Here is a 21,536-nt window from a genome sequence, read left to right as displayed (position 1 = left end):
CGCGATTCCAGCCGGTCGGCACGTTCGAATGGTTCAACGCCGAGCAGACCCTGTGCCGCGCCAACCTTCACTCGTTCAAAGCGTGATCAGTCGATAGCTTCCGTTCGTCAGACTTCTACTGGTCGGTTTGGTCAGGGCGGTCAGCGGCATTCTGGGATATCGGCATCGCGTGCGGAGGAGGGTTATGCCGTGGGTGTCTCGGCGCGGCTGATTGCGCGTGGGATTTCGAGGGCGGCCAGTTTGTCTGGATTGCGGATACCGTAGCCGTTGATGATCTTGTCGTCGGCGATGTCGAACACGAGAAGGGCTTCCAGTTTGTTGCCGATATAGCACGCGAGTGCTGGTTGGCTGTTGCAGTTCACCGTCTCGATTCGTACCTGCGGTCGCCGCTGCGCGTATCGGAAGACCGCCATGAGAATCGCGCCCACCCGTTCGGCGCCGATCATGACCAGATCCGGCAGCGCGGTCACCTTGCCGCCGCTGTCGGTGGTCCAGGTGATATCGGGCGCGAGCAGCGACAGTAAGCCCTCCATGTCCCCGGTGGTCGCGGCAGTGATGAAGCGTTCGGTGACCGCTGCGGTTCGGGCGGTGTCGACGGGGGCGTACCGCTTGCGCCGGGCCTGCACGTGGTTGCGGGCGCGGCGGGCCGTCTGATGCACGGCGTCTACGGATTTGCCCGTAGCGGAGGCGATTTCGTCGTAGTCGAAGCCGAATACCTCGCGCAGCACGAAGACCGCCCGCTCGATGGCGGTGAGCGATTCCAGTACCACCAGCATCCCCATCGAGACCGATTCGGTGAGCACCACATCGCTCGAGGCGTCGCCGTCGGTGAGCAGCAGCGGCTCGGGCAACCACGGGCCGACGTATTCCTCGCGGCGACTGGCACTGGCCCGCAACACATTCAGCGCCTGGCGGGTGACCAGTTGGGCCAGATAGGATTTGGTGTCACGCACGGCGGTCAGGTCCACTCGCCGCCACCGCAGATAGCTGTCCTGCAGCACATCGTCGGCTTCGGTTGCCGAGCCGAGGATTTCGTAGACGATGGTGAACAGCAGCGGTCGCAGGTGCACGAAACGCTCGGTGTGCTCGTCGATGGAGATCACGGCTGCACGATCCCCTCCGGCACGGCTCCGCGCAATTCCTTTCGCTTGCCCAAGCCCATGAAGGTGGGGATCGCCCCGGGTTTGCGGGCCTCTTTGCGGATGGTCCCGATCGGCCCGGCCCGACCCACTCGCTCCTTGATCTGCCCGGCCACGCGCCCGCCGAGGTACATCGGCACGGGTGTGTCTTCACGACGGCTGAACTGCATCACACCCGCGCGGCTACCCAAACCCACGGTGCACGCCACGAAGGCCACGTCCAGCACGCTGGGTTCGGACCCCGCGATGCGGGCCAGCACGTTGGCTGCGGCCTGCGCGCCCAGCGGCTGAGCGGCATAGCAGCTCATCCGCAACGGCCGGCCCGAGGGCGCGACCGCGTCCCCGGCGGCGACGATGCGATCGTCGTCGATACTGGTCAACGTCTCATCGGTCAGCAACCGGCCCAGTTCGTCGGTGCGCAGCCCGCTGTGCGCCGCCAGCTCGGGCACTCCGAATCCGGCGGTCCAGATCGTGATCGCGCTGGGCAGCACATCGCCGTCGGCCAACACGACCCCGTCGCATCGCACCTCGCGCACCCGCGCCTGCTCGCGCACCTCGACTCCGTTCTCCGCCAGCCACTTCGCCACCGACCGCCGGGCCGGATTCGAGAAGTTCGCCGCCAACATACCGCCACCCACGAGCGTGACGGTGCGGCCCTGCTCGACGAGTTCGGCGGCGGTCTCGATTCCGGTGAGCCCGCCGCCGACGACGACGATCGGCGCCTGCGCGGGCAGTTCCCCCAGCGCTGCGCGCAGCCGCTGCGCGTGTTCGTATTCGGCGATCGGATAAGCGAACTCGGCCGCGCCGGGCACCGACGCGGGCACCGCGGCGGTGCTGCCGACCGCGTAGACCACATAGTCGTACCCGAGCGCGCGCCCCGAACCCAGTTCCACTGTGCGAGCGGCGGTATCGATACGGACGGCATGATCCACGATCAGCCGCACATCCGCGCCAAGCAGCGTGTCGTAACCGACGGCGGCCTCGTGGGTACCGGCCACGAACTGGTGCAACCGCATACGCTCGACGAACTCCGGGCGCGGGTTGACCAGCGTGATCTCGACATCGCGACGCAGCCGCAGCCGATTGGCTGCCACGGTGCCGGCGTATCCGCCGCCGATGACGACCACCTCGGTGATGGGGTTGAAATCAGTCATACCCCCGAGACACGCCCCACCACCCAGATCTGACACGAAGTGACACCCGTCACCTTCAAGCCCCCGCCGCCACCTACCCGCCGAGGTCGCCGACCCAGGACAGGGCGTAGTGCACGCACATCGGTGCAGGCTCGTTCGATTTCTCGCCTCAACTTCCACGCCGGATGGGTCTGTCCAGATGTTTTTACAGTCCCCCCAACCCCCGGCCCCGCCGACGCTCACCGCTCGTTGCCGGCGACGACCACGACCTGTGCTGGGGTCGCGCCCACGCTGCGTATGCGGTGCGCGATCGTGGCATCCAGGTACGCACAGTCCCCTTCGTGCAGGGTGGTCGTGCGCCCGTCATATTCCAGTTCGACTGTCCCGGTGTGCACGAAGAGGAACTCCTGACCGGTGTGGTCGCGGTGCGGCTCCTCGGTGAACGTGGCCGTCGGACGAACCAGGAACGGTGACATCGATTTGCCCAGCATCGATGTCGCAATCGACCGATAGCGCTCACCGTCTACCGCGTCGGCGGCGCGATCGACGACGATCTTCGTCTCGCTCGCCTCCTCCGAGAACAGCCGGCCTACATCGACGTCGAGCGCTTGCGCGATCTTCATCGCCACCGCGATGGACGGCATGCTCAGTTGCCGTTCGACTTTGGACAAGTAGCTCTTCGTCAGGCCCGTTCGCTCGGCGAGCGCTTCCAGGGTCATTCCGTGCTGCTTGCGAACGGCGCGGACCAGCGTCACCGCCACCTCCTTCATGTCCAAGCCGGCCTTCAGGATACACGGTGTCACATGAGACCCAGGTAGCCGTTGTTGACCATATGACACTTTGTGTCCTACAGTGCACAACGTGTTCCGATAGAGGAGGTCACCATGGGAAACACACTCAACGACTCCAAACCCGTTCTCATGCACCGCGCCCAAGCCGCGATGGCCGCCGAGTTCGGCGGATCGCCGTGGACGACCCGACAGAAACTCGCCTTGACCTGCCGAGCCCTGTATGACGCCGGTCACGATTCCGGATTGGCTGGCCAGATCACCGCCCGCGCGGAGCAGCCCGGCACCTACTACACCCAGCGGCTCGGTCTCGGGTTCGACGAGATCACCGAGGACAATCTGCTGCTGGTCGACGAAGATCTCGAGGTGCTCGAGGGCAGCGGAATGGCCAACCCCGCCAACCGCTTCCACAGTTGGATCTACCGCGCCCGCCCCGACGTTCAGTGCATCGTGCACACACACCCGTTCCACGTCGCGGCCCTGTCCATGCTCGAGGTTCCGCTGATCGTGTCGCAGATGGATATCGCTCCGCTCTACGACGACTGCGCGTTCTTGCCCGAATGGCCCGGAGTGCCGGTTGGCAACGAGGAAGGGGAAATCATCACCGCCGCACTCGGCGACAAGAAAGCCGTCCTGCTCGCCCACCATGGACACGTGGTCGCGGGCGCGAGCATCGAAGAGGCGTGCTCATTGGCGGTCCTGATCGAACGAGGCGCGAAACTCCAGTTGGCAGCCATGGCCGCCGGCACGATCGCCCCGCTGCCGGATCGGCTCGCCCGCGAAGCGCACGACTGGACCCTCACACCCAAACGCAGCCAAGCGAACTTCGCCTACTACGCCCGGCGCGCCCTCACTCGCCACCCCGACGCCATCAGCCAGTGATCCCCTCGGAGGAATCCCCCATGTCCCTTTTCGAAGGCATCATCGCCTACCCCATCACCCCGTTCGCCACCGACGAGCACGCCACGATCGACACCGCCGCACTCACCGCACTGATCGAGCGGCTGGTCACCGCAGGCGTACACGCCATCGCGCCGCTGGGCAGCACCGGCGAATCGGCATACCTGAACGAGACCGAGTTCGACACCGTCGTCGACACCACTGTCACCGCCGTCGCGGGCCGTGTGCCGGTGATCGTCGGTGCCTCGGATCTGACCACCGCCAACACGATCCGCCGCGCCCGCTACGCCGCACGCGCCGGCGCCGAGGCCGTCATGATCCTGCCGGTGTCGTACTGGAAACTGTCCGACCGGGAGATCACCCGCCACTATGCCAGCGTCGCCGCCGCGATCGACATCCCGATCATGGCCTACAACAATCCGGCCACCAGCGGTATCGATATGCGCCCGCAGCTGCTGGTTGAGATGTTCGAGGCGATCGACAACCTCACCATGGTCAAGGAATCGACGGGCGATCTGTCCCGGATGCGCGCCATCGCCGAACTCAGTGACGGTCGCCTGCCCTTCTACAACGGCAGCAACCCTCTGGTCTTCGACGCCCTCGACGCCGGTGCGGCCGGATGGTGCACCGCCGCACCATGTTTGGCCCCGCAACCGTGCCTCGACCTGTACACCGCCATACGCGCAGGTGACCTCGCCACCGGCCGCGCCCGCTATGAACAGCTCAAACCGCTGCTCGAGTTCATCGTCGCCGGTGGCTTGCCCACCACGATCAAGGCCGGACTCGACATCCTCGGTACCCCGGCGGGCGATCCCCGCCCACCGCTGCTGCCACTGGACGACACCGGCCAAGCAGCCCTGCGAGCCATCCTCGACACCACCGCCTGATGCGCACCCGGCGGGCGCCGCACCGCACTCGCCGGGCACAAGCGACATCAAACATCACGGTCAGACCCATCGGAGGTAGGCCCCAACACCGCGACCGGCCGGGAAGACCTGTGACTCGCAGGGATAAGTGGCGGTGTTCTCGCACCTTCAGGCGGCGTCGAGAGCCTCTAGCCGCCGCAGGGTGGGGCGAAGAAGAGACCTTCGACCGCGTCAGAGCTTGTGGTGAGCGTTGACGGCGCGGGGGAGGTCTCTTCTGTTATTCACGGCCACTGCGGGTCTGCGTCGTGATAGAGAGCTCGCTGTGAATTTCAGATACGGTGTCGCCGTGGCGGTTTCGGTGGCAGCGGCCGTGGGGGTGCTGGCCGGGTGTGGGCCGATCACGCGTGAAAGCGCGCCGGCCCCGATACGCGCGGATACTCGACGACCAGCGAAACGTGAATCAGCAAGCCCGGGAGGGCAATCGGGAACGACTCCTGACTCCAGCGCGACCGGGCTTCAACCCGCACCCGATCCTTCGGACAAGCCACATCCCGGACCCACATCCCAGTCTTGACATAAGGGGAGCCATGAGCGCGCACTTGAGCTCGCTAGAGCCAGCCAGCCGGGCGAGGCGGCGGGGGAGGCGTGTCGGCTGTGTGCCCGGGTGGATGTGGTGGAGAGGTTATTCGGCTTCGGTGAATATTGGTGACCAGGTGGTCGGGCGGCAGCTCGGTGGAGAACTGGACGTCGAGGCCACCCCGTCCCAACGTGCAGGCGTACACAGCAGGGAAAGCGCTCGGCGGGGGTCATGAAGCGACAGCAGTGGGCGCGCGGCGGAACTGCCTGGGGCCGTAGGTGATCGCACGCAGCAGCCATTCGATGGGACCGTAGCGATGCCGCCGCACGTAGATCCGGGCCAGGTAGAGCTGGGTGGCGTAGATGGCGAGCGCGATGGCCACGATCGCCCAGTCGTTCAGGCGGCCGGCGAGCGCGAACCCGTAGCCGGTGAAGATCAATGACGTGATCACCGACTGGCTGATATAGGTGGTGGCGGCGATCTTCCCGGCCGGGGCGAAGATCTCCGCCACACGAGGGCGGGCGTGCAGCACGCGCAAGAGCGTGGCGGCGTACGCGGCGGACAGCAGGGGCGCGGTGAGCAGACTCGGACCGGCCAGCAGGGGCCAGTGGAACAGCGCACCCAGGATCGAAACCGGCGCTCCCACACCGAATCCGATCAACTGCACCCGCGGCAACCACCCGAGATACCGCGCCGGATCTTCCAACAGGCGGATCTTGCCCGCGGCCAGGCCGAGCAGAAACAACGGCAGCACCGCGACCACACCGAACACCAGGTATTGCGGCATGTTCCCGCTGAACTGCTCCCAGCGCCACGCCGCGGCCTCACCCCAGCCCGCCCGCATGGCATCCAAATCGCGCGTGTGCTCGGCGGGATCGGCCGAACCGCCTTCGACGTCGGTCAGCAGGCTCATCACGGTCATGGCGACGGCGGCGAACCCGAGCAATCCGGCCGCCGTCCATACCGCGGCGCGCGGGCGCAATCCACTCAGCAGCAACAGGATCAGGCCGATCGCACCGTATCCGAACAGGACGTCACCGATGAAGAAGAACACCGCGTGCACCGCACCGAGCGCCATGAGTGCCAGGCAACGTCGCACGGTACGCGCCCGCCCACTCACCCCCGCCCGTTCCGCTGCGCGGAACTGCATGGTCAGCGAATAGCCGAACAGGAACGAGAACAGGACGTAGAACTTGTTGTGGAACAACGCCGCCAGCACCGGCAATAGCACGCCGTTCGGAAATGCCCAGGGTCCCGACATGACGATGATGTTCACCAGCAGGATTCCGCCGAGCGCGAATCCACGCAATACATCCAACTCCACCAGCCGCGGCACCGGCGCTTGCTCGTCCACCATGGATCAACGGTAGGGACGCAGCACGGGCGGCGGATCGTCCGAGAGACCTACACGGCACTCGGTGCATACCCTGAGAAGACCTACCCCTCCACACGAACTACTTTCAAAACGACCATGGGTCTGGGGACTTCCCGCGCCGAAACCGACAATCCTGCGTCACCGTCTTATCTATCACCTTGAGGAACGCAGCATTAGGGGCAGAGGGCGTGTTCGAGCATCGCCTGGACATCCGGTCGGGTGCGTGGTGCCTGGGTGAAGGTGATCGTCACGGCGCGGTCGGGGGTAGCTCCGGAGTTGGTGTAATAGCCGGGGATGCCGCCGCTGTGCCCGATGAAGCGCACTCCGCAGGACAGTTCCGTCGAACCGACACCGAGTCCGTAGCCGCGGCCGTCTTCCTCGTTCGCCCCGTCCTGCGGTGTGGTCATCTCGGCCAGTTGCGGAGCCGGGACCAGCCGCCCGTCGAAAAGGGCGCGCCAGAAGGTGTTGAGGTCGTGCCCGGTCGACACCAGCGCTCCCGCCGCCCAGGGAATGGACGGTTCGATTCTGGACACATCGACCGTCCCGGCCGCTGTCTCCTGGTAGCCGTGCGGGTGCTCGCCGCGGATCTCGCGCTCACCGGGCGGGGGCAAATAGGTGTCGTGCAGGCCGAGCGGGCCGATGATTCGCTCGGTCAGCTCATCGGAATAGCCTCGACCGGTGAGCTTCTCGATCAGCATGCCGAGCACGATGAAGTTGGTGTTGGTATAGGCGTATCGGGTTCCGGGTGCGAATTGCGCTGGCTGGCGCAGGGCCATCGACACCGCCTCGGCCGGTGCCAGGGTCCGGTCCTCGGCGGCGGCGATCAGCTCGTCGGCCCCCGGTTGGCCGGCGAACTCGGGAATTCCGCTGCGATGCTGCAGAAGCTGCCGGACGGTGATGACCCGGCCATCCGCGCCGTCGCCGGAGAGCAGCCCCGGCAGGTAGGTGTCGACGGGGCTGTCCAGGTTCACCTTCCCCTCCGCGACCAGCTGCATTACCACGGCGGCGGTGAACGTCTTCGTGACGCTGCCGATGCGCACCCGGCCATGCTCCGGCATCGCGACCCCTGTCGATCGGTCTCCGACGCCGCTGGTCAGCACCAGTGTCGTGTGCCCGTCATCGACGGTCGCCATCGCTCCCGCCACGCCGGCGGCCGTCAGTCCGCCGAGGTCGTTCTGCAACGAGATGGCCCGCGGTGCCGTCGAGCAGCTGAGCAGCAGTACGGCGGATCCGGCGCAGAGTCCGGCGAGAATCGTTCGTGATTGCATGCGCCGAACCTATTGACTTCCAATCGAACCCAGCATCCGGGTTACCCCTGACCTTCGCCCTGAAACACGGTGAGACCACAACCCATATGGCGAGCCAGCCCTCGGCCCTACCCGCCTGGGATGCGCCAAGAGCACTGGCATCAGCCGTATATACCAATGCTGACCCGGCCCCGACATCGCACGAAAACCGGCTAGTTAGAGACTGGTGTCAGGATCGGATCTCGGCAGGATTTGGTTCAGGTGCCCGGTGGGATACTCCCAATATTCGGCTGCCCGCCATCTGGTTTGGCGTGGCTCTCTACTGGCTTGCCTCCCATCGGGTGCCGTGCAGGGAGTGAGTGGCTGAAGAGGGGGCCTGCCCCATGCTCGAGCTAGCGGTGCCCTCCCGCACGGACACCACGATGTCGACCACGGGAGGAATGATGAGGGTCATCATCGGGATGGATCCGCACAAACGCTCGGCCACCATCGACATCATCGACACCACCGGCCGGGTCCTGACCGGCGGCCGGTATGCCACCGACACCGCCGGATACAACGAAATGCTCTCCGCGGGACGACAGTTCACCGATCGCGTCTGGGCCATCGAGGGCTGCAACGGCATCGGCCGCCACCTCGCCCACCGGCTGGTCCACGACGGCGAGACCATGATCGACGTGCCCGCGAAATCTCGGCCCAGGTGCGGGTCTTCGCCACCGGCACCGGCCGCAAAACCGACCCCGTCGACGCCCACTCGGTCGCCTTGGCCGCGCTGCACGCACCGAACCTGCGTCGCGTCGAAGCCGACCCGGAACTGGTCGCTGTGGCGTCGGTCGAGCCAGCGCCGAATGGCTCTGTGGCCGATGTCGCCGAGACGCTGGCGCCGCACGCGGCGCGGGTTCTTTTCATGCCGGTCGTGATCGCGAGCCGCTTGTGTTCTCTTCTATTGCGGGCGCAGCGAGAAATTTCGGTCGCAGGTCAGTGGGTGCGGCGGCGGGCGGGCTGTCGATGGCGGAATCCTCGTGACTGAACAGTCGAGGCCCAGCGGATTGTGGGTGGCTCATGGGCGTTCTCCAGGTCATTGACGAATGTCGGCGTGTTCGGATGTTCGTGCGTGGGGTCTGATTTGCGGCTTGGGCGGGCGGCGACGCCTTGTCGCCTTCGGTGGTTATGCCGCACGGGTTCGCCGTCCTGATGCGGTCAGACGGCTTCGGTTCCGTCGACGTCGGGTTGGAGCAGTTGCTCGATCCGGGACGTGTCGCCGACGGTCGCCGCTGTCTCCAAAGCCGCGTAAGCGATCTCGGCTGCGGTGTGCGGTGGGACGACCACCAGGCCGATTCTGGCGCCGGCGATCCCGAGGATGTCGACAGTCCGGGTTGGTTTGCGGCGAAATCCGGCCAGACGCACCCAGGTTCCGCCGGTTTCGAACCCGCTCGGCGCGGGATCCCAGTCCGCGGGGTGATAAACCACGCGATGAACCGTACCGATGAGAGTCGTCATTTTTGCCAGCAGAGAGGGCAGTTCGGCGGTGAGATTCTGCCCGTACGGCCACCAGGCACCATCGAACCAGCCGGTATGCGGTGGGGTAGTGTTGACCCGCGCACGCAACGGCGGCAGACCCGCCGCGGGACCGTCGTGCCCCGGCCCGAGCTCATCGGAAGTCATGTCGCGAGCCTCCTGCCCGTCTCCACACTGATTTCATGACCTGGATGTACCTGCCGCGAGTGTGCGGGGAATCGATGGGTGGTCCCCGGTGCGACGCCATTGGCGCATCCGGGCGGCTCTGCCGTCCCGTCCGTGCAACTGGGCCAGCAATTGGTCCACCGTGGATTCGTCGTCCGTGCGGCCCGCCACAGCCATGACAGCGTCGGCGCGATGCGGATTGGTGTGGGGTGGGATGATGAGCAGGATCTGGCGTCGGTTCTCGACGCCGAACACTTCGATGGTGTGCGCGGTGATGTGCCGGTCCCCGTCGAGTCTGACCGCGCGGGTGTGACCGGTGTGTTGCGGTGGGATCGGGGTCCAGTCACCGCTGCTGTAGACGACGCGGTGAACGGAGCCGAGACGGGCCGATACCGCGGTGAACAGTTGCTGGAGTTCGATGGCGAGATCGGTGCCGTACGGCCACCATGCGCCGTCGACATACCCTGTTTTCGTTTCGGAGGCTTTGAGCCGTGCCCGCGCGGGATGGTTGTGGTCCCCGCGTTGGCTGCCGGGGATGTGGTGATTGGGTCGGATCACGCCGACGCTCCTGACTCCGGCCGCTTGCGACCGCGTTGTTGGGTAGATTCCGGCGACGCGATTCGAGATCGCCTTGGTGCGTCGCGTGAACGTTCAGTGCGGGTCACTCCCGTGTAGTCGGCGCAGGGCGGTGCGCAGTCCATGGCGGCGCGGAAGCCTGAAGGTTTCGCAGATCGTGGAACTCGAGGTGCGGAATTTGCGCTCCGCCACAGCGCGACTACGGGTTCCTGGTCGTTCGTCCGGTTCCGCTGGCCATGGCAGATTCTGTGGCCGAGTTCTATGTTCTCCGCACATTTGGCCAAGGTCAGCCCTAGAACCTCCAGCGCCCAGGCCAGTTTGCCGTGCCCCACCGCAATTGCCGCTCGTAGGCCAAATCACGGCGGATCACGTCGAGCTCGCGACCGAGTCCAGCGATATCAGCGTCGCAGAGGTGCGCATAGGCCGCGACCTCGGTTCTAGCCATTCGTTCCTTTCCTGGAACTGCTGCAAGGGTGGAACTCCGCCAGAGCGCTGATTGGGCTCCGACAGCCGGATCGACGCCGGAATTCGCGTGTCAATGTCAGCTCGACCCGAACTAGAGCAGCCATCAAATGTTCGATCGAGATTGACGGGTACGCGTCGTGAAATACGTGTGAGCGGCGCCCGATCGAAGGCGGTCGTCCGGGCATCGAATGTTGGTTGATCACGACCGTAATGCCAACTCCGGACAAGCAAGGCCAGCCGCCCGTTGAACCGCGCGCCGCCGTCCGGATAGGACGCCTGCATTCACGCTACGGCAACCCGCCACACATGTCCAGGTAGCGGTCGTGCCCAGGTGCTCACCAGACTGCCGCCAACCCGCGGTGAGGGCGGCAACAACGGCCAGGAACCCCGAAACCCCAACCGGAGGCGTGGGTTTCGGGGTCATCAGAGTTTCGGAGCCAACCGTGCCGCCGCCCAAGGTGAACTGCACGCAGGCCGCCACCACGGGCGTGAAATCGACACTCAGCGGTGCTCATGACGAACGGTGTTCGAGGACTTGCACATTGGTGATTCTGGTGGTGCCGGCTCCGAGGTCCCGTGGACAGGTCTGTGGGCCGGTAACGTCGACCGGGCCAATGCAAAGAGCTTCGCACCGACCTCGGTGCGAAGCTCTTCACGAAAACTGTTCGCGCGGAATCAGATGGCGCGGACGTCCTGGGCTTGGGGGCCCTTCTGGCCCTGCTCCACCGAGAACTCGACACGCTGGCCCTCGTCGAGGGATTTGTAACCCGCGCCGCTCACGGCCGAGTAATGCACGAAGACGTCCGGGCCGCCTCCGTCCTGAGCGATGAAGCCGAAGCCTTTTTCACCGTTGAACCACTTCACACTGCCTTGAGCCATGCTGTAAACAACTTCTTCTCTGTAGTGAGCCGGGCAAATTCTTGGTGAGAAGCCCGTTCTCAACCCTCACTATGCCACGACCGTCGGCGATCGCTCGCATCGCGCGGCGGCGATGCCCGGCCGGGCATCGCCGCGGGTATGGATGATGGCCGAAAGATGCGTCGCCGCAGACGATCTCGCTGCTCTCCAGTCGGATGACCGCACGGTTCGACGAAGGGAATGGTGAAAATGAGGCTTTCAACACATCCAGACGAGGCGTGTGCCCTGGCCCGTCCTCGGTGTGTCTGGGGTCAGCGGTGTTTCTTGCTCTTGTTCTCGAAACCTTCGATCCCGGTGTGCGGGTTGGCTGATTTGGCTTTCTTCTCCGCTCTTTTCTCCTTCAGGGACTTGCCCTGAGCCTTGGACATCTTGCTACGCGGAGATTTGTCGGACAACTGGTTGGTCCTTTGTTTGGAAGCCTCGACGACCTCGTTAATCCGACCCTACGCCACCACGGCCCGTCCCAGTTCCGTATCAGTCGATTAGCCACGATCCGTGGATGGGCTTCGTTGGTGGTCCGCGCGCCGCATGCGCGCGGTCCAGTTGGTTGAAAACCGCTTCGCGAGAACAACTCTCGACTACACGCTGAGGGCCTCCGGCGATGCCGGAAGCCCAATCGTCGCAGTCGTCTTCGTTGCGGTCAGCCGCGTCGGCGGCTCGCTCGTCGAATCCGGACTGCGCTGTCGGGCTGTCCGGATCGCGCTGGCACCGAATGGCCGAACAGCATCCGTTCCTCGACGCCGCCGACCCCGCCGACGCGACGCTGCGGGTGTGGGCCCCGTACCGGTGCGCGGCGGCCGCCCTGCGGGGCTGGCTGGCCGTGCGCCCGGCGCTGCAGCGCTGCAACGGCCACGCCCTGTTCGAGACGGCGCTCGAATCCCGCACGCTGCCACCGAGTCCCGCCGCGCCCGTCGACCCCGGCAGCCGCTGTTCGTCACCGTGGACCGGCACGGGTACGCGCCCCTTCCCACACCGACCGGCCCGGGACACCGCCCGCCCTACCGCCGATGGCGGCGGACTCCATCGCGGTGATCGTCACCCGCCACCTGGCCGGGCACTGGCCCAAATACCCCACGCGCCAAAGCCGTTCGAATGATGATCCGCGACCGGAGCCGTCCCGGACCAGGATGTCGACGACATCGCCCTGGACCCGGACTACTACACCCGCGGTGTCGCGGCACGCCGTCGCGACCATGAGACCCTCGCCGAGATCCCCGACCTGCTCGACGACGCGGTCACCCGGATGGAGGCGCTGCTCGAGCAGACCGAAGCGCTCCTGCGCTAGGCCCTGGGCGGAGAACTCGAGGCGTCGTAGCGGCCACGGACACCGGCTCGAGCCATGCGGCCCGCGGGGCGTGGCCTCCGGAAGTCTCGGCGCGGCGGGACAACTCGGTGCGGTACTGCGGGTCTGCTGCTGCCGGGACACCGCCACCTCCGGAAATACCGAATTCTTCCGACCTGTGCGCGCTGGTGTCGGTCAGGGCACGGAAGAGCCGGATCACGGCGAAGTCCAGACTCGGCAAGCGGTCGTCGTCGAGAGTGCGGCGAGCAGTGTGGCCACGCCGGGGCGGGTGGGCCCGTCGCACCATTCGAGATGCCAGCCACCACGATCATTAACGGTGGATCCGACCGCGGTGTGGGTTACTTGCCGGCGCGCAATTGGGTTGAGCGGCGGGCTGCTCCGGGGTTGGCCATGGGATCGGTCAGGACTCGAGGGCGCGGAGCCAGTGGTGCACCGATTGCCTGACAGTCTCCGCGGTTTCGACTTGGGGGTTGTGGCCGGCGCCGTCGATCACGGTGGCGGTCATGTGGGGGTAGAAGTCGAGTAGGTCGAGTTGGTCGCGCCATCCGACGAGTGCGTCTTGGCGGGCGGTGATGAGCAGGTGCGGGCCGCGGTGGGGCGGGACCGAGGTTTCGGGCCAGTTCGGCAGCAGGAACTCGGATTCGAGTTCGGTCGCCGCGTCGGTGTCATGGGCGCGCCAGCCCGGAAGAACGTACTGCTCGAACAGCGACCAGTTCGGTCTGGTGTGCGCGGCCATGACCATCTGGAATAGTTGCCGGTCTGGGTCCGGTAGCGCGGCGAGGAGGTCCGTGTCGGCGGTGATGGTCGTGGCACCGGGCAGCGTGCGTTGTTCGCCCCACCGGACAACGGGTGCCAGAAGTGCGGAGCCGAGGACCTGATCGCCGAATCGAGCGGTGACGGCGCGGGCGATCTGTCCGCCGAAAGACTGACCCACCACCGCGAATCGCTGGTCTCCGACGTTCTCGGCGATCCAGTCGAGGACCGAACCGGTGAGTGAGGCGGCGGTTGTTCGTCCGCTCAGCCGGGGACTGGTGCCGTGGCCGGGGAGATCGAGGTAGAGGCGTCGCCAGCCCGGGTGGCTCGTGAAGAGGGGTTCGAGCGGCAGGAGCAGGCGGTGATCGACGGTGTAACCGTGGATCATGACCAGCGGTGTGCCGGAGCCGATCTCGGTATGCCAGATGCGGGAGCTGTTCATGTCGTGCAGTTTTCAACCTTGACACATATGTGAAGGTCAACCCCACGCCGGGTGTGATGTACCCCGCAGCCCAGAGCGGGCAGTCAGGCCAGGCTCTTGACTACCGACAGATACTCCACAATGGCGTCGCGATTGCGGGTCAGGCAGGTGATTCGCCTGGTCATGCGCGCGGTCTCGTGTTCGAGGGTGGAGATCATCTCCGGTGTGGCGTCGGCGAAATGGATGGTGCGGGGCGTGCCGAGGCACGGCAGGATCTGCTTGATGATGCGAGTCGGCAGTCCAGCCTCGAGCAGTCCGCGGATCTGCAGAACCCGCTCGACGAGGTAGTCGTCGTAATCGCGGTAGCCGTTGGCCTGCCGGTTGGGTGAGAGGAGCCCTTGCTGCTCGTAGTACCGCAAGGACCGTGCTGGTGTTTCGGTCAGCCGGGCCAATTCTCCGATGCGCATGTGTGCACCCTCACGTTCCTGGGGCGCGCCCCGGTATGGACCTTGACATACATGTCAATCTTAGACGCTGTCGATCATGACGCAGCAACAATCATCCCCACCCCTACCGCCCGCGATGCCGCGGTTTCCGTGGCCGGGTCTCGCGGCTTTGGGAACCGCCGGGTTCGTCACGATCATGACCGAAGCGATGCCGGCCGGGATCCTCCCCGCGATGAGCTCCGACCTCGGCGTGAGCCAATCGACCGCCGGGCAGACGGTGACAGCCTATGCGATCGGCTCGATGCTGGCCGCGGTCCCATTGACCGCCGCCACGGCCCGATGGCCGCGAAAACGCCTGCTGCTCACAGCCATTGCCGGATTCGCCGGAACCAATCTGGTCACCGCCGCAACGAATTCCTACGTTGTCATGATGACGAGCCGGTTCGTCGCGGGCGTGGTCGCGGGACTGCTGTGGGCCCTGCTGGCCGGTCACGCGCGCCGGATGGTGGTTCCGGCTCAACAGGGGCGGGCGCTGGCGGTCGCCATGGCCGGAACGCCGATCGCGCTGTCCCTCGGCCTTCCCATCGGAACCGTGCTGGCCACGACGATCGGATGGCGCTGGACCTTCGCGGCAATGAGCGGCCTGGCTCTCGCGCTGATGGTCTGGACCGTGGTGGCGGTGCCGGACGTACCGACACAACCGACCGGTTCGGCTTCATCGATTCCACGCACCGCCCGCATCCCCGGCGTCCTTCCAGTTCTCGTCGTGACCGGTGCGTTCGTCCTCGCCCATAACATCCTCTACACCTATATCGCGGCGTATCTCACACCGGTCGACCTCGCCCCGCAGGTCGACCTGGTACTGCTCGTGTTCGGGATCTTCTCGCTGCCGAGCATCTGGCTCACTGGGCTGTGGATCGACCGGCACCTACGAGCGACAACGATCACGGCCTGCGCACTCTTCTCAGCGGCGGTTGCCATTCTGGCGGTCTATCGCACCGTGCCGGTGCTGGTATACACCGGAGTCGCGTTGTGGGGGTTGGCTTTCGGCGGAGCGGCGACCCTGCTGCAGACCGCCCTCGCCCGTGCCGCCGGTCCGCACGCCGACACCGCGCAGTCGCTGCTCGTCACCGGCTGGAACGCGGGCATCGCGGGCGGCGGCTCGATCGGCGGACTGGTGTTGGCCTGGCTCGGCAGCGAATCCCTGTCCTGGATCGTGCTGGCGCTGACCATCATCAGCCTCGCTGTCACCGTTTCCGCTCGCCGACATGGGTTTCCGAAACATTGGACCATGGCGGCGGCCGCCGCTCGCAGAGCCGGTCCTTCGCCATCGACGAAGAGCTGGCCTCGTTGATTCGGGTGCAGCGGTCGACAGTCCTGTCCGCCGGGTCGGTGTAATGCCGAATCACGCGCGGCTGGTTCACCATTCGCTCCGCCATCCGTCATCAGACGATGGTGCCGGCGCTGCCTCTTGTTGCGCTTGAACTTCGACTTCGATCAGAGCTCGGCACGCGCACGTCCTCTCGGTGCTCTGCGACATCCTGGCCTGCACCCCGGCGGATCTGGTGATCACCACCGCCGAGAACGCCGGGTCCGGGCCGGGTGGTGGATCTCTCGCTCCCGCGACGACAGGCGGGCCGTCGCGGCGGCGGTGTGGGCCGGCGCCGCGACGCTATCCCTGCACGCGTTGCGCCGGGACTTGCTCTCTCGCGAGGTTCCCTGAGGTGGTCGGGCCCGATCAGGACAGCACCGACACGGGGACGGGCCGAAACTGATCGGCGGCAAGCGGGGTGCTACTCGTAGCCGTGCGCCGCGCTCATTGCGCAGGATCGCCCCCAGTCAGCTCCACCGGCTCAACCGCCTGGCGGAGATACCGCCGCACTGTCCCTTTACCGTCGACGGCATCACAGCGCTGCAGGCCGCGCTCATCGCGCAGCGACTCGCCGAGACCGGCCAATGACCCGAGCGGCGACCCCGGACCGCGCCACAGTCGGTGCCGGAACGGTGTTGCCAGCGCGCTGCTCTGCCGCGAAGCCGGAATCCACCGCACCGGCCGCGAGGAACCGGTTGCCGATCTCACTCGGTACGGAATCGCTGAGGAACACGCGCGTAGCCCCGGTCCGCGGCTTGGCAGCCGACCTGACCGAGGCGCACGCGGTCCAGATAAACCCGCACTACGACTACCGCGCCGACGAGTGGGGTAGTTTCGCTGAAGATCGGGCGGATATGCCGTAACCGGTTGGACTGCAACAGATTAGAGGTACATCCCGAATGTGGGGTGGTGGCGAGGATCGTGCTACCTGGTACATGAAGGCCGGACAGGGGCACGGTGCTATCGGTCTTGACGCTGGGTCCATTCGCCGACACCGGGATGACCTGACATCCCTGGGAGCTGATGAGCCCCTCAGCCGACGCGGCGGTGGATGGATTTGTAGGTGACGTACTGGGACAGGCCTTCGATCCCGTACTCCACTCCCAGTCCTGAGTCGTGCCGCCCGCCGAATGGGGCATTGTGGTTGGAGGCGAAGAAGTTCACCCCGACCGAGCCGGTATCCATTCGTTCGGCAACCCCTTGCGCCGCAAGAGGATCGGAGGAGAACACGACACCACCGAGGCCGAACGAGCCGTCGTTGGCGAGCGCGACCGCCTCGTCGAGGTCGTCGTAGCGCAACACGCTGAGGACCGGCCCGAAGATCTCCTCGCGCGCGATCCGCATAGTGGGTGTGACATCGGCGAACACTGTCGGCTCGATGAACCACCCGGCATCGGTTCGCGCGGGCCGGCCGCCGATGGTGGCGCGGGCACCTTCCTCGAGCGCGGAATCCAGGTAACCCCGCACGATGTCGTACTGCGCCTCGGATGCCATCGGGCCGAACACCGTGCGCTCGTCGAAGGGATCACCCTGCGGCGCGGCGGCGACAGTCCGCGTCACCGCGTCGACCACCTCGTCGTACCGTGTCGCGGGCGCCAGGATGCGGGTCGAGATGTAGCAGGTCTGCCCGGTATTGCGCAGACAGGTGCGGATCAACACCGACGACAACTGCTCGAGATCGGCGTCGGGCAGCACGATCGCGGACGACTTTCCGCCGAGCTCGAGCGTGACCGGTCGCAGCAGTTCGCCGCACGCCGTGGCGATGCGCCGGCCGACAGGCGTCGAGCCGGTGAAAGCCACCTTGGCGGCCAAGGGATGCCGCACCAGCCGGTCGCCGACCTCACCCCCGCCGGTCACCAGGTTGATCACTCCGGCGGGCACACCGGCCGCTGCGCACGCTTCCACTACGAAGCGGATGGACAGCGACGTGCTCGGTGCCGGCTTCATCACGACCGTGCAGCCGGCGAGCAAGGCGGGAGCGAGCTTGACGACCATGAGGTTGATCGGGAAGTTCCACGGCGCGATCAGCACGCACGGGCCCACCGGGTCCTTGCGGACGACGGTCTCTGCACCGCCGCCGGGGAACGGGCGAACGTCCTCGGTATCGAGCCAGGAGGCCAGACCGGCGACGTGCCGGAAGATACTCGCGGCATTGGCTGCGGCACCGCGTGTTTCGCTGATGGGCGAGCCGTTCTCGAGCGTGTTGGTGATGGCCATGTCCGCAGCCCTGACTTCGAGCTCATCGGCGGCGCGCAGCAGCAGCGCGGCACGCTCGGCCGGAGTGGTCCGCGGCCACGGGCCGCTGCGGAAGGCGCGGTCGGCTGCGGCGAGCGCGGCATCGACATCCTCGGCCGAGCAGTCGGGGACCGCGCCCCATTCGTGTTCGGTGGCGGGGTCGATCAAGGGGAGTCGAGTCGTGGCTCTCGAGGGTGTCCAGCAGCCCGCGAGGTAGAAATCGTCGACGTAGGTCCAGCGCGGTTCCGGCCGGGTCGCTGGTTGCCGAACATCGGTGGCGTTCAACGGATCACCGCCGTTTTGAGCAGGGCGCGCGACCGTTCGAGGTCGGCATACGCCATCGCTATCGCCGGGGCGGTCAGCAATTCGGGGATGATCTGGGTTTCGAGGCGGTCGGTGTAGGCGGCGGGGTCCATGCCGAACCAGCCGGAAGCCAGGGCGATTCCGGCGTGGTCGAAGCGCCACAGGCGGTCGGCGTCACGGACCAGGGCGTCCTCGAGCGTGTGCGCGACCTGGCGGGTGTCATGGCCGTCGATGATGGCGCAGACCTGCTCGACGAACTCGTCGCCGTAGCCCAGCAGTGGCAGCACCTCGCGGGCGATGAGACAGCCCTGGCGTTCGTGTTCGAAACGGATCTCGGCCTTGCGCCATTCGCCGGAGAAGCCCTCGGAGAGGATGCGGTCCTCGTCGACGCGACCCCAGCCGGTGTCGTGCAACTGGATCGCGACACGCACCAGCTGGCGATCGGCGTGCGGGAAGGCGACGCACAGGCGCTCGGCGTAGGCGAGGGAGATGGGCAGGTGGATGTCGTTGGAGCGGGCGCGAGTCTCGGGCACGACGGCCTTCCAGATGGGGTCGAGGTCGGCGCCGAGGGTGGGGGTCAGCGTGATGGGGGAGGTGTCGACCGGCCCGGGAGCGGGGATCGGGCGGTCTGTGGGTAGGGCGGTGGGCATGGTGTTCCCTCTCAGTCCGCCGCGACCAGCGGCACAGGGGTGACGGTTACCGATTTCAGCTGCACGGAGGGGTCTGCGGCAGCCTCGTACGGAATGACCGCTCCCTGGGCGAGTGCGGTGCGGACGGCCATGAAATCCAGTGGGTTGTTGATGCAGTCGGCGGCGAGGATCTGGTCGCCGCGGTAGTAGAGGACCGAGAACTTGCCCAGCTCGCGGTTGGCGCGGACCAGGGTGCGGTCGTGGCCGGAGGACAGGCCGGCGATCTGCAGTTTGATCTTGGCCTGGTTGGACCAGAACCAAGGGACGCCGGCGTACTCCCCGTGGCGGCCGGTGATGGCATAGGCGGCGACCTTGGCTTGTTCGATGGCGTTGTTGACACTCTCGAACCGCACCCGATCGCCCTCGGGCGCGCCGCGCAACGGGTTGGGGAGGTTGGCGCAGTCGCCGACCGCGACCGTCACGCCGTCGGAGGCGATCGCGGTCTCGTCGACCCGAACGCCGTTGTCGCACACCAGACCGATCGATTCGGCGAGTTCGGTGTTGGGGATGACACCGACACCGACGAGCACCAGGTCCGCGGGTATCACGCGGCCATCGGCGAGTTCGACACCGCCGACGCGGTCGCCGCTGGGCAGGACACGGCGGACGGTGGCGCCGAGGACGATATCGATGCCCGCGGCGCGGTGGTGTTCGGCCAGATACGTCGCGGTCTGCTCGCCGACGGCACGGGGCACCAGGCGCGGCGCGGCCTCGAGCAGAGTGACCCTGCGTCCCATGGTGTTCAGGGAGGCCGCCGCCTCAATGCCGATGAACCCCCCGCCGATGACGACGACCTCGCGCACGCCGGGCACGCGTGCCTTGAGTTCCAGCGCGTCGTCGGCGTTGCGGAGGTAGAGCACACCCGGTAGGTCGACACCTTGGAGCAGCAGCCGGCGCGGGCGCGCGCCGACGGCCAATGCCAGCCGGTCGAACGGGAACTCGGCACCGGACATGGAATGAGCAACGCCGGAGCCGTCCCCGCGCTCGGCTATGCGGATGATGCGTTCGTTCTTCACCACGTTGATGCGGTGCTCGGCCCAGTACTGCTGGGACCGGAACATCAGTGACTCATTGGTGATCTCGCCCTGCAGCCATTCCTTGGACAGGGCGGGGCGCTGATAGGGGCGGTGGTTCTCGTCGCCGAGCAGGGTGATCGGATCCTGGTAGCCGAGGGCCCGCAGCGAGGTCGCGAGCGAGACTCCGGCCTGGGAGGCGCCGATGATCAGCAGTCCGTCCGTCACAGCCCTCACCCCTGGGTTGCGGGGGTGGTCACGTGCAGCTCGCAGCCTTCGGTAACTCTCAACTGGCAGGACAGGCGGGAGTTGTCGCGCCGCTCCTGGGCTGTGCCCCAGAGCATTTCGTCCTCCATGTTCTCCATGGGCGCCAGCGCGGCGGTTTCCTCGACGTAGACGTGGCAGGTGGCGCACGACAGCGAGCCGCCGCATTCGCCGACGATGCCTGGTACGCCGTTGCGCACAGCGGTCTCCATGACGGAGTCGCCGACGTTCGCGGTGACAGTGCGTGACCGGCCGGTGTGGTCGGTGTAGGTGACCTGGGGCATGTCGTTTCTCCTGAAGTCTCAGATGAACTGGCGGCCGCCGTCGACGACCATGGTCTGTCCGGTGACGAAGCCGCTGTCGGGGCCGGCGAGATAGAGGGCGGCGCCGACGATGTCGCCGGGCTGGCTCGCCCTTCGCAGTGCGCCGCGGTCCACGCCGTAGGACTCGGCGTCGGCCAGCAGGCCGCGGCTGGCCTCGGTGAGGGTGAAGCCGGGCGCGATGGCGTTGACGGTGATGCCTCGGCGGCCGAGTTCCTTGGCCATCACGCGGGTCAAGGCGATGACGCCCCCCTTGGACGCGACGTAGTGGGCCCACTGCTCGGAACCGCTGTAGACGGTGGCGGAGGAGAGGTTGACCACGCGGCCGCCCTCGGGCAGGTAGGGGCTGACCGCGCGAGTCATCAGCCACGGACCCTTGAGGTTGACCGCCATCACCAGATCCCATTCGGCGGGGTCGATGTCCTCGAACGCGGAGCGGGTGATCGTGGCGTAGACGGCGGCGTTGTTGACCAGCACGTCGATGGTCCCGCCGCCGAATTCGGCCACGCGCGAGGCGATTTCGGCGGTGGCGGCCGGGTCGGTGACATCGACTCGGCCGTGCCAGGCGTCGGCGCCGGCCTTCTCGACCAGGCGGGCGGTTTCGGCCGCGCCGTCGGCGTCGAGGTCGGCGACCGCGACCCGGTAGCCGCGTTCGGCGAAACCGAGGGCGAAGGCCCGGCCCAGGCCGCCCGCCGCGCCGGTGACGAGCACAGTGCGGGCGGCCTGCGGGTGAGCGGAGAACGACATGGG

General features: G+C 66.6%; 21 protein-coding genes. 5 read left to right on the top strand and 16 right to left on the bottom strand.

Annotated elements, in window-relative coordinates; genetic code table 11:
- Nucleotides 1-182: 182 nt before the first annotated feature.
- The 3 genes from sigJ to AB0L60_RS36200 form a co-directional block, all read right to left on the bottom strand.
- Nucleotides 183-1,100, bottom strand: a complete 918-nt coding sequence (sigJ, locus tag AB0L60_RS36210) for an RNA polymerase sigma factor SigJ (RefSeq protein ID WP_364623891.1) — start codon at nt 1,098-1,100, stop codon at nt 183-185.
- The gene (locus AB0L60_RS36205) at nt 1,100-2,293 is read right to left on the bottom strand and encodes an FAD-dependent oxidoreductase (protein WP_364623827.1); all 1,194 of its coding nucleotides are present in this window, start codon (nt 2,291-2,293) and stop codon (nt 1,100-1,102) included. Before AB0L60_RS36205 ends, sigJ begins: the two co-directional genes overlap by 1 nt.
- Nucleotides 2,294-2,511: 218 nt before the next feature.
- Nucleotides 2,512-3,027, bottom strand: a complete 516-nt coding sequence (locus AB0L60_RS36200; RefSeq protein ID WP_364623825.1) for an XRE family transcriptional regulator — start codon at nt 3,025-3,027, stop codon at nt 2,512-2,514.
- A gap of 129 nt (nt 3,028-3,156) precedes the next feature.
- Between AB0L60_RS36200 and AB0L60_RS36195 the strand changes: the two genes are divergently transcribed.
- Complete coding sequence (locus AB0L60_RS36195; RefSeq protein ID WP_364623823.1) at nt 3,157-3,942, top strand: aldolase; 786 nt, start codon at nt 3,157-3,159, stop codon at nt 3,940-3,942.
- 20 nt (nt 3,943-3,962) lie between these two features.
- Nucleotides 3,963-4,847 carry a dihydrodipicolinate synthase family protein gene (locus tag AB0L60_RS36190; RefSeq protein WP_364623821.1) on the top strand — a complete coding sequence of 295 codons (885 nt, stop codon included), beginning with the start codon at nt 3,963-3,965 and terminating at the stop codon, nt 4,845-4,847.
- Between the two features lie 785 nt (nt 4,848-5,632).
- Here AB0L60_RS36190 and AB0L60_RS36185 read toward each other — a convergent pair.
- From AB0L60_RS36185 to AB0L60_RS36175, 3 genes are all read right to left on the bottom strand, one after another.
- Nucleotides 5,633-6,760, bottom strand: a complete 1,128-nt coding sequence (locus AB0L60_RS36185) for a DUF418 domain-containing protein (protein ID WP_364623819.1) — start codon at nt 6,758-6,760, stop codon at nt 5,633-5,635.
- A gap of 191 nt (nt 6,761-6,951) precedes the next feature.
- Entirely contained in the window at nt 6,952-8,046 is a 1,095-nt protein-coding gene (locus AB0L60_RS36180; RefSeq protein ID WP_364623818.1) for a serine hydrolase domain-containing protein, read from the bottom strand.
- Between the two features lie 298 nt (nt 8,047-8,344).
- Nucleotides 8,345-8,650, bottom strand: a complete 306-nt coding sequence (locus AB0L60_RS36175; protein WP_364623816.1) for a hypothetical protein — start codon at nt 8,648-8,650, stop codon at nt 8,345-8,347.
- 75 nt (nt 8,651-8,725) lie between these two features.
- Here AB0L60_RS36175 and AB0L60_RS36170 point away from each other — a divergent pair, with 75 nt between their 5' ends.
- Nucleotides 8,726-9,055, top strand: coding sequence for a hypothetical protein (locus AB0L60_RS36170; RefSeq protein WP_364623814.1), 330 nt, complete (start codon nt 8,726-8,728; stop codon nt 9,053-9,055).
- Nucleotides 9,056-9,225: 170 nt separating this feature from the next.
- Here AB0L60_RS36170 and AB0L60_RS36165 read toward each other — a convergent pair whose 3' ends face one another.
- The 3 genes from AB0L60_RS36165 to AB0L60_RS36155 form a co-directional block, all read right to left on the bottom strand.
- The gene (locus tag AB0L60_RS36165) at nt 9,226-9,690 is read right to left on the bottom strand and encodes a DUF5994 family protein (protein WP_364623812.1); all 465 of its coding nucleotides are present in this window, start codon (nt 9,688-9,690) and stop codon (nt 9,226-9,228) included.
- A gap of 33 nt (nt 9,691-9,723) precedes the next feature.
- Entirely contained in the window at nt 9,724-10,266 is a 543-nt protein-coding gene (locus AB0L60_RS36160; protein ID WP_364623810.1) for a DUF5994 family protein, read from the bottom strand.
- A 1,158-nt stretch (nt 10,267-11,424) separates the two neighbouring features.
- Nucleotides 11,425-11,628: a cold-shock protein gene (locus tag AB0L60_RS36155; RefSeq protein WP_040861373.1), complete on the bottom strand. Its 204-nt coding sequence runs from the start codon at nt 11,626-11,628 to the stop codon at nt 11,425-11,427.
- Between the two features lie 751 nt (nt 11,629-12,379).
- Between AB0L60_RS36155 and AB0L60_RS36150 the strand changes: the two genes are divergently transcribed.
- Complete coding sequence (locus tag AB0L60_RS36150; protein WP_364623807.1) at nt 12,380-12,763, top strand: hypothetical protein; 384 nt, start codon at nt 12,380-12,382, stop codon at nt 12,761-12,763.
- Nucleotides 12,764-13,370: 607 nt separating this feature from the next.
- Here the strand turns inward: AB0L60_RS36150 and AB0L60_RS36145 are convergent.
- Nucleotides 13,371-14,165 carry an alpha/beta hydrolase gene (locus tag AB0L60_RS36145; RefSeq protein WP_364623805.1) on the bottom strand — a complete coding sequence of 265 codons (795 nt, stop codon included), beginning with the start codon at nt 14,163-14,165 and terminating at the stop codon, nt 13,371-13,373.
- Between the two features lie 83 nt (nt 14,166-14,248).
- Complete coding sequence (locus AB0L60_RS36140) at nt 14,249-14,611, bottom strand: MerR family transcriptional regulator (RefSeq protein ID WP_364623803.1); 363 nt, start codon at nt 14,609-14,611, stop codon at nt 14,249-14,251.
- A gap of 76 nt (nt 14,612-14,687) precedes the next feature.
- Between AB0L60_RS36140 and AB0L60_RS36135 the strand changes: the two genes are divergently transcribed.
- On the top strand, nt 14,688-15,944 hold the full coding sequence (locus tag AB0L60_RS36135) for an MFS transporter (RefSeq protein ID WP_364623801.1): 1,257 nt from the start codon (nt 14,688-14,690) through the stop codon (nt 15,942-15,944).
- Nucleotides 15,945-16,994: 1,050 nt separating this feature from the next.
- Here the strand turns inward: AB0L60_RS36135 and AB0L60_RS36130 are convergent.
- The 5 genes from AB0L60_RS36130 to AB0L60_RS36110 are packed head-to-tail and all read right to left on the bottom strand — an operon-like array spanning nt 16,995 to nt 21,533.
- Nucleotides 16,995-18,482, bottom strand: coding sequence for an aldehyde dehydrogenase family protein (locus tag AB0L60_RS36130; RefSeq protein WP_364623799.1), 1,488 nt, complete (start codon nt 18,480-18,482; stop codon nt 16,995-16,997).
- Nucleotides 18,479-19,150 carry an HD domain-containing protein gene (locus tag AB0L60_RS36125; protein ID WP_364623797.1) on the bottom strand — a complete coding sequence of 224 codons (672 nt, stop codon included), beginning with the start codon at nt 19,148-19,150 and terminating at the stop codon, nt 18,479-18,481. Before AB0L60_RS36125 ends, AB0L60_RS36130 begins: the two co-directional genes overlap by 4 nt.
- A gap of 11 nt (nt 19,151-19,161) precedes the next feature.
- A complete protein-coding gene (locus tag AB0L60_RS36120) occupies nt 19,162-20,439 on the bottom strand; it encodes an FAD-dependent oxidoreductase (RefSeq protein WP_364623795.1) in 1,278 nt (425 codons plus the stop codon).
- Entirely contained in the window at nt 20,436-20,750 is a 315-nt protein-coding gene (locus AB0L60_RS36115; RefSeq protein WP_364623793.1) for a 2Fe-2S iron-sulfur cluster-binding protein, read from the bottom strand. The genes AB0L60_RS36120 and AB0L60_RS36115 overlap by 4 nt, the downstream gene beginning before the upstream one ends.
- An 18-nt stretch (nt 20,751-20,768) precedes the next feature.
- Nucleotides 20,769-21,533 (bottom strand): SDR family oxidoreductase, encoded by a 765-nt coding sequence (locus tag AB0L60_RS36110; RefSeq protein ID WP_364623791.1) that lies wholly within the window; start codon nt 21,531-21,533, stop codon nt 20,769-20,771.
- Nucleotides 21,534-21,536 lie beyond the last annotated feature (3 nt).

Source organism: Nocardia sp. NPDC051981 (assembly GCF_040680715.1).
Taxonomy (GTDB): domain Bacteria; phylum Actinomycetota; class Actinomycetes; order Mycobacteriales; family Mycobacteriaceae; genus Nocardia.
The sequence above is the reverse complement of the archived record's forward strand: the minus strand, read 5'-3'. Positions and strand labels throughout refer to the sequence as shown.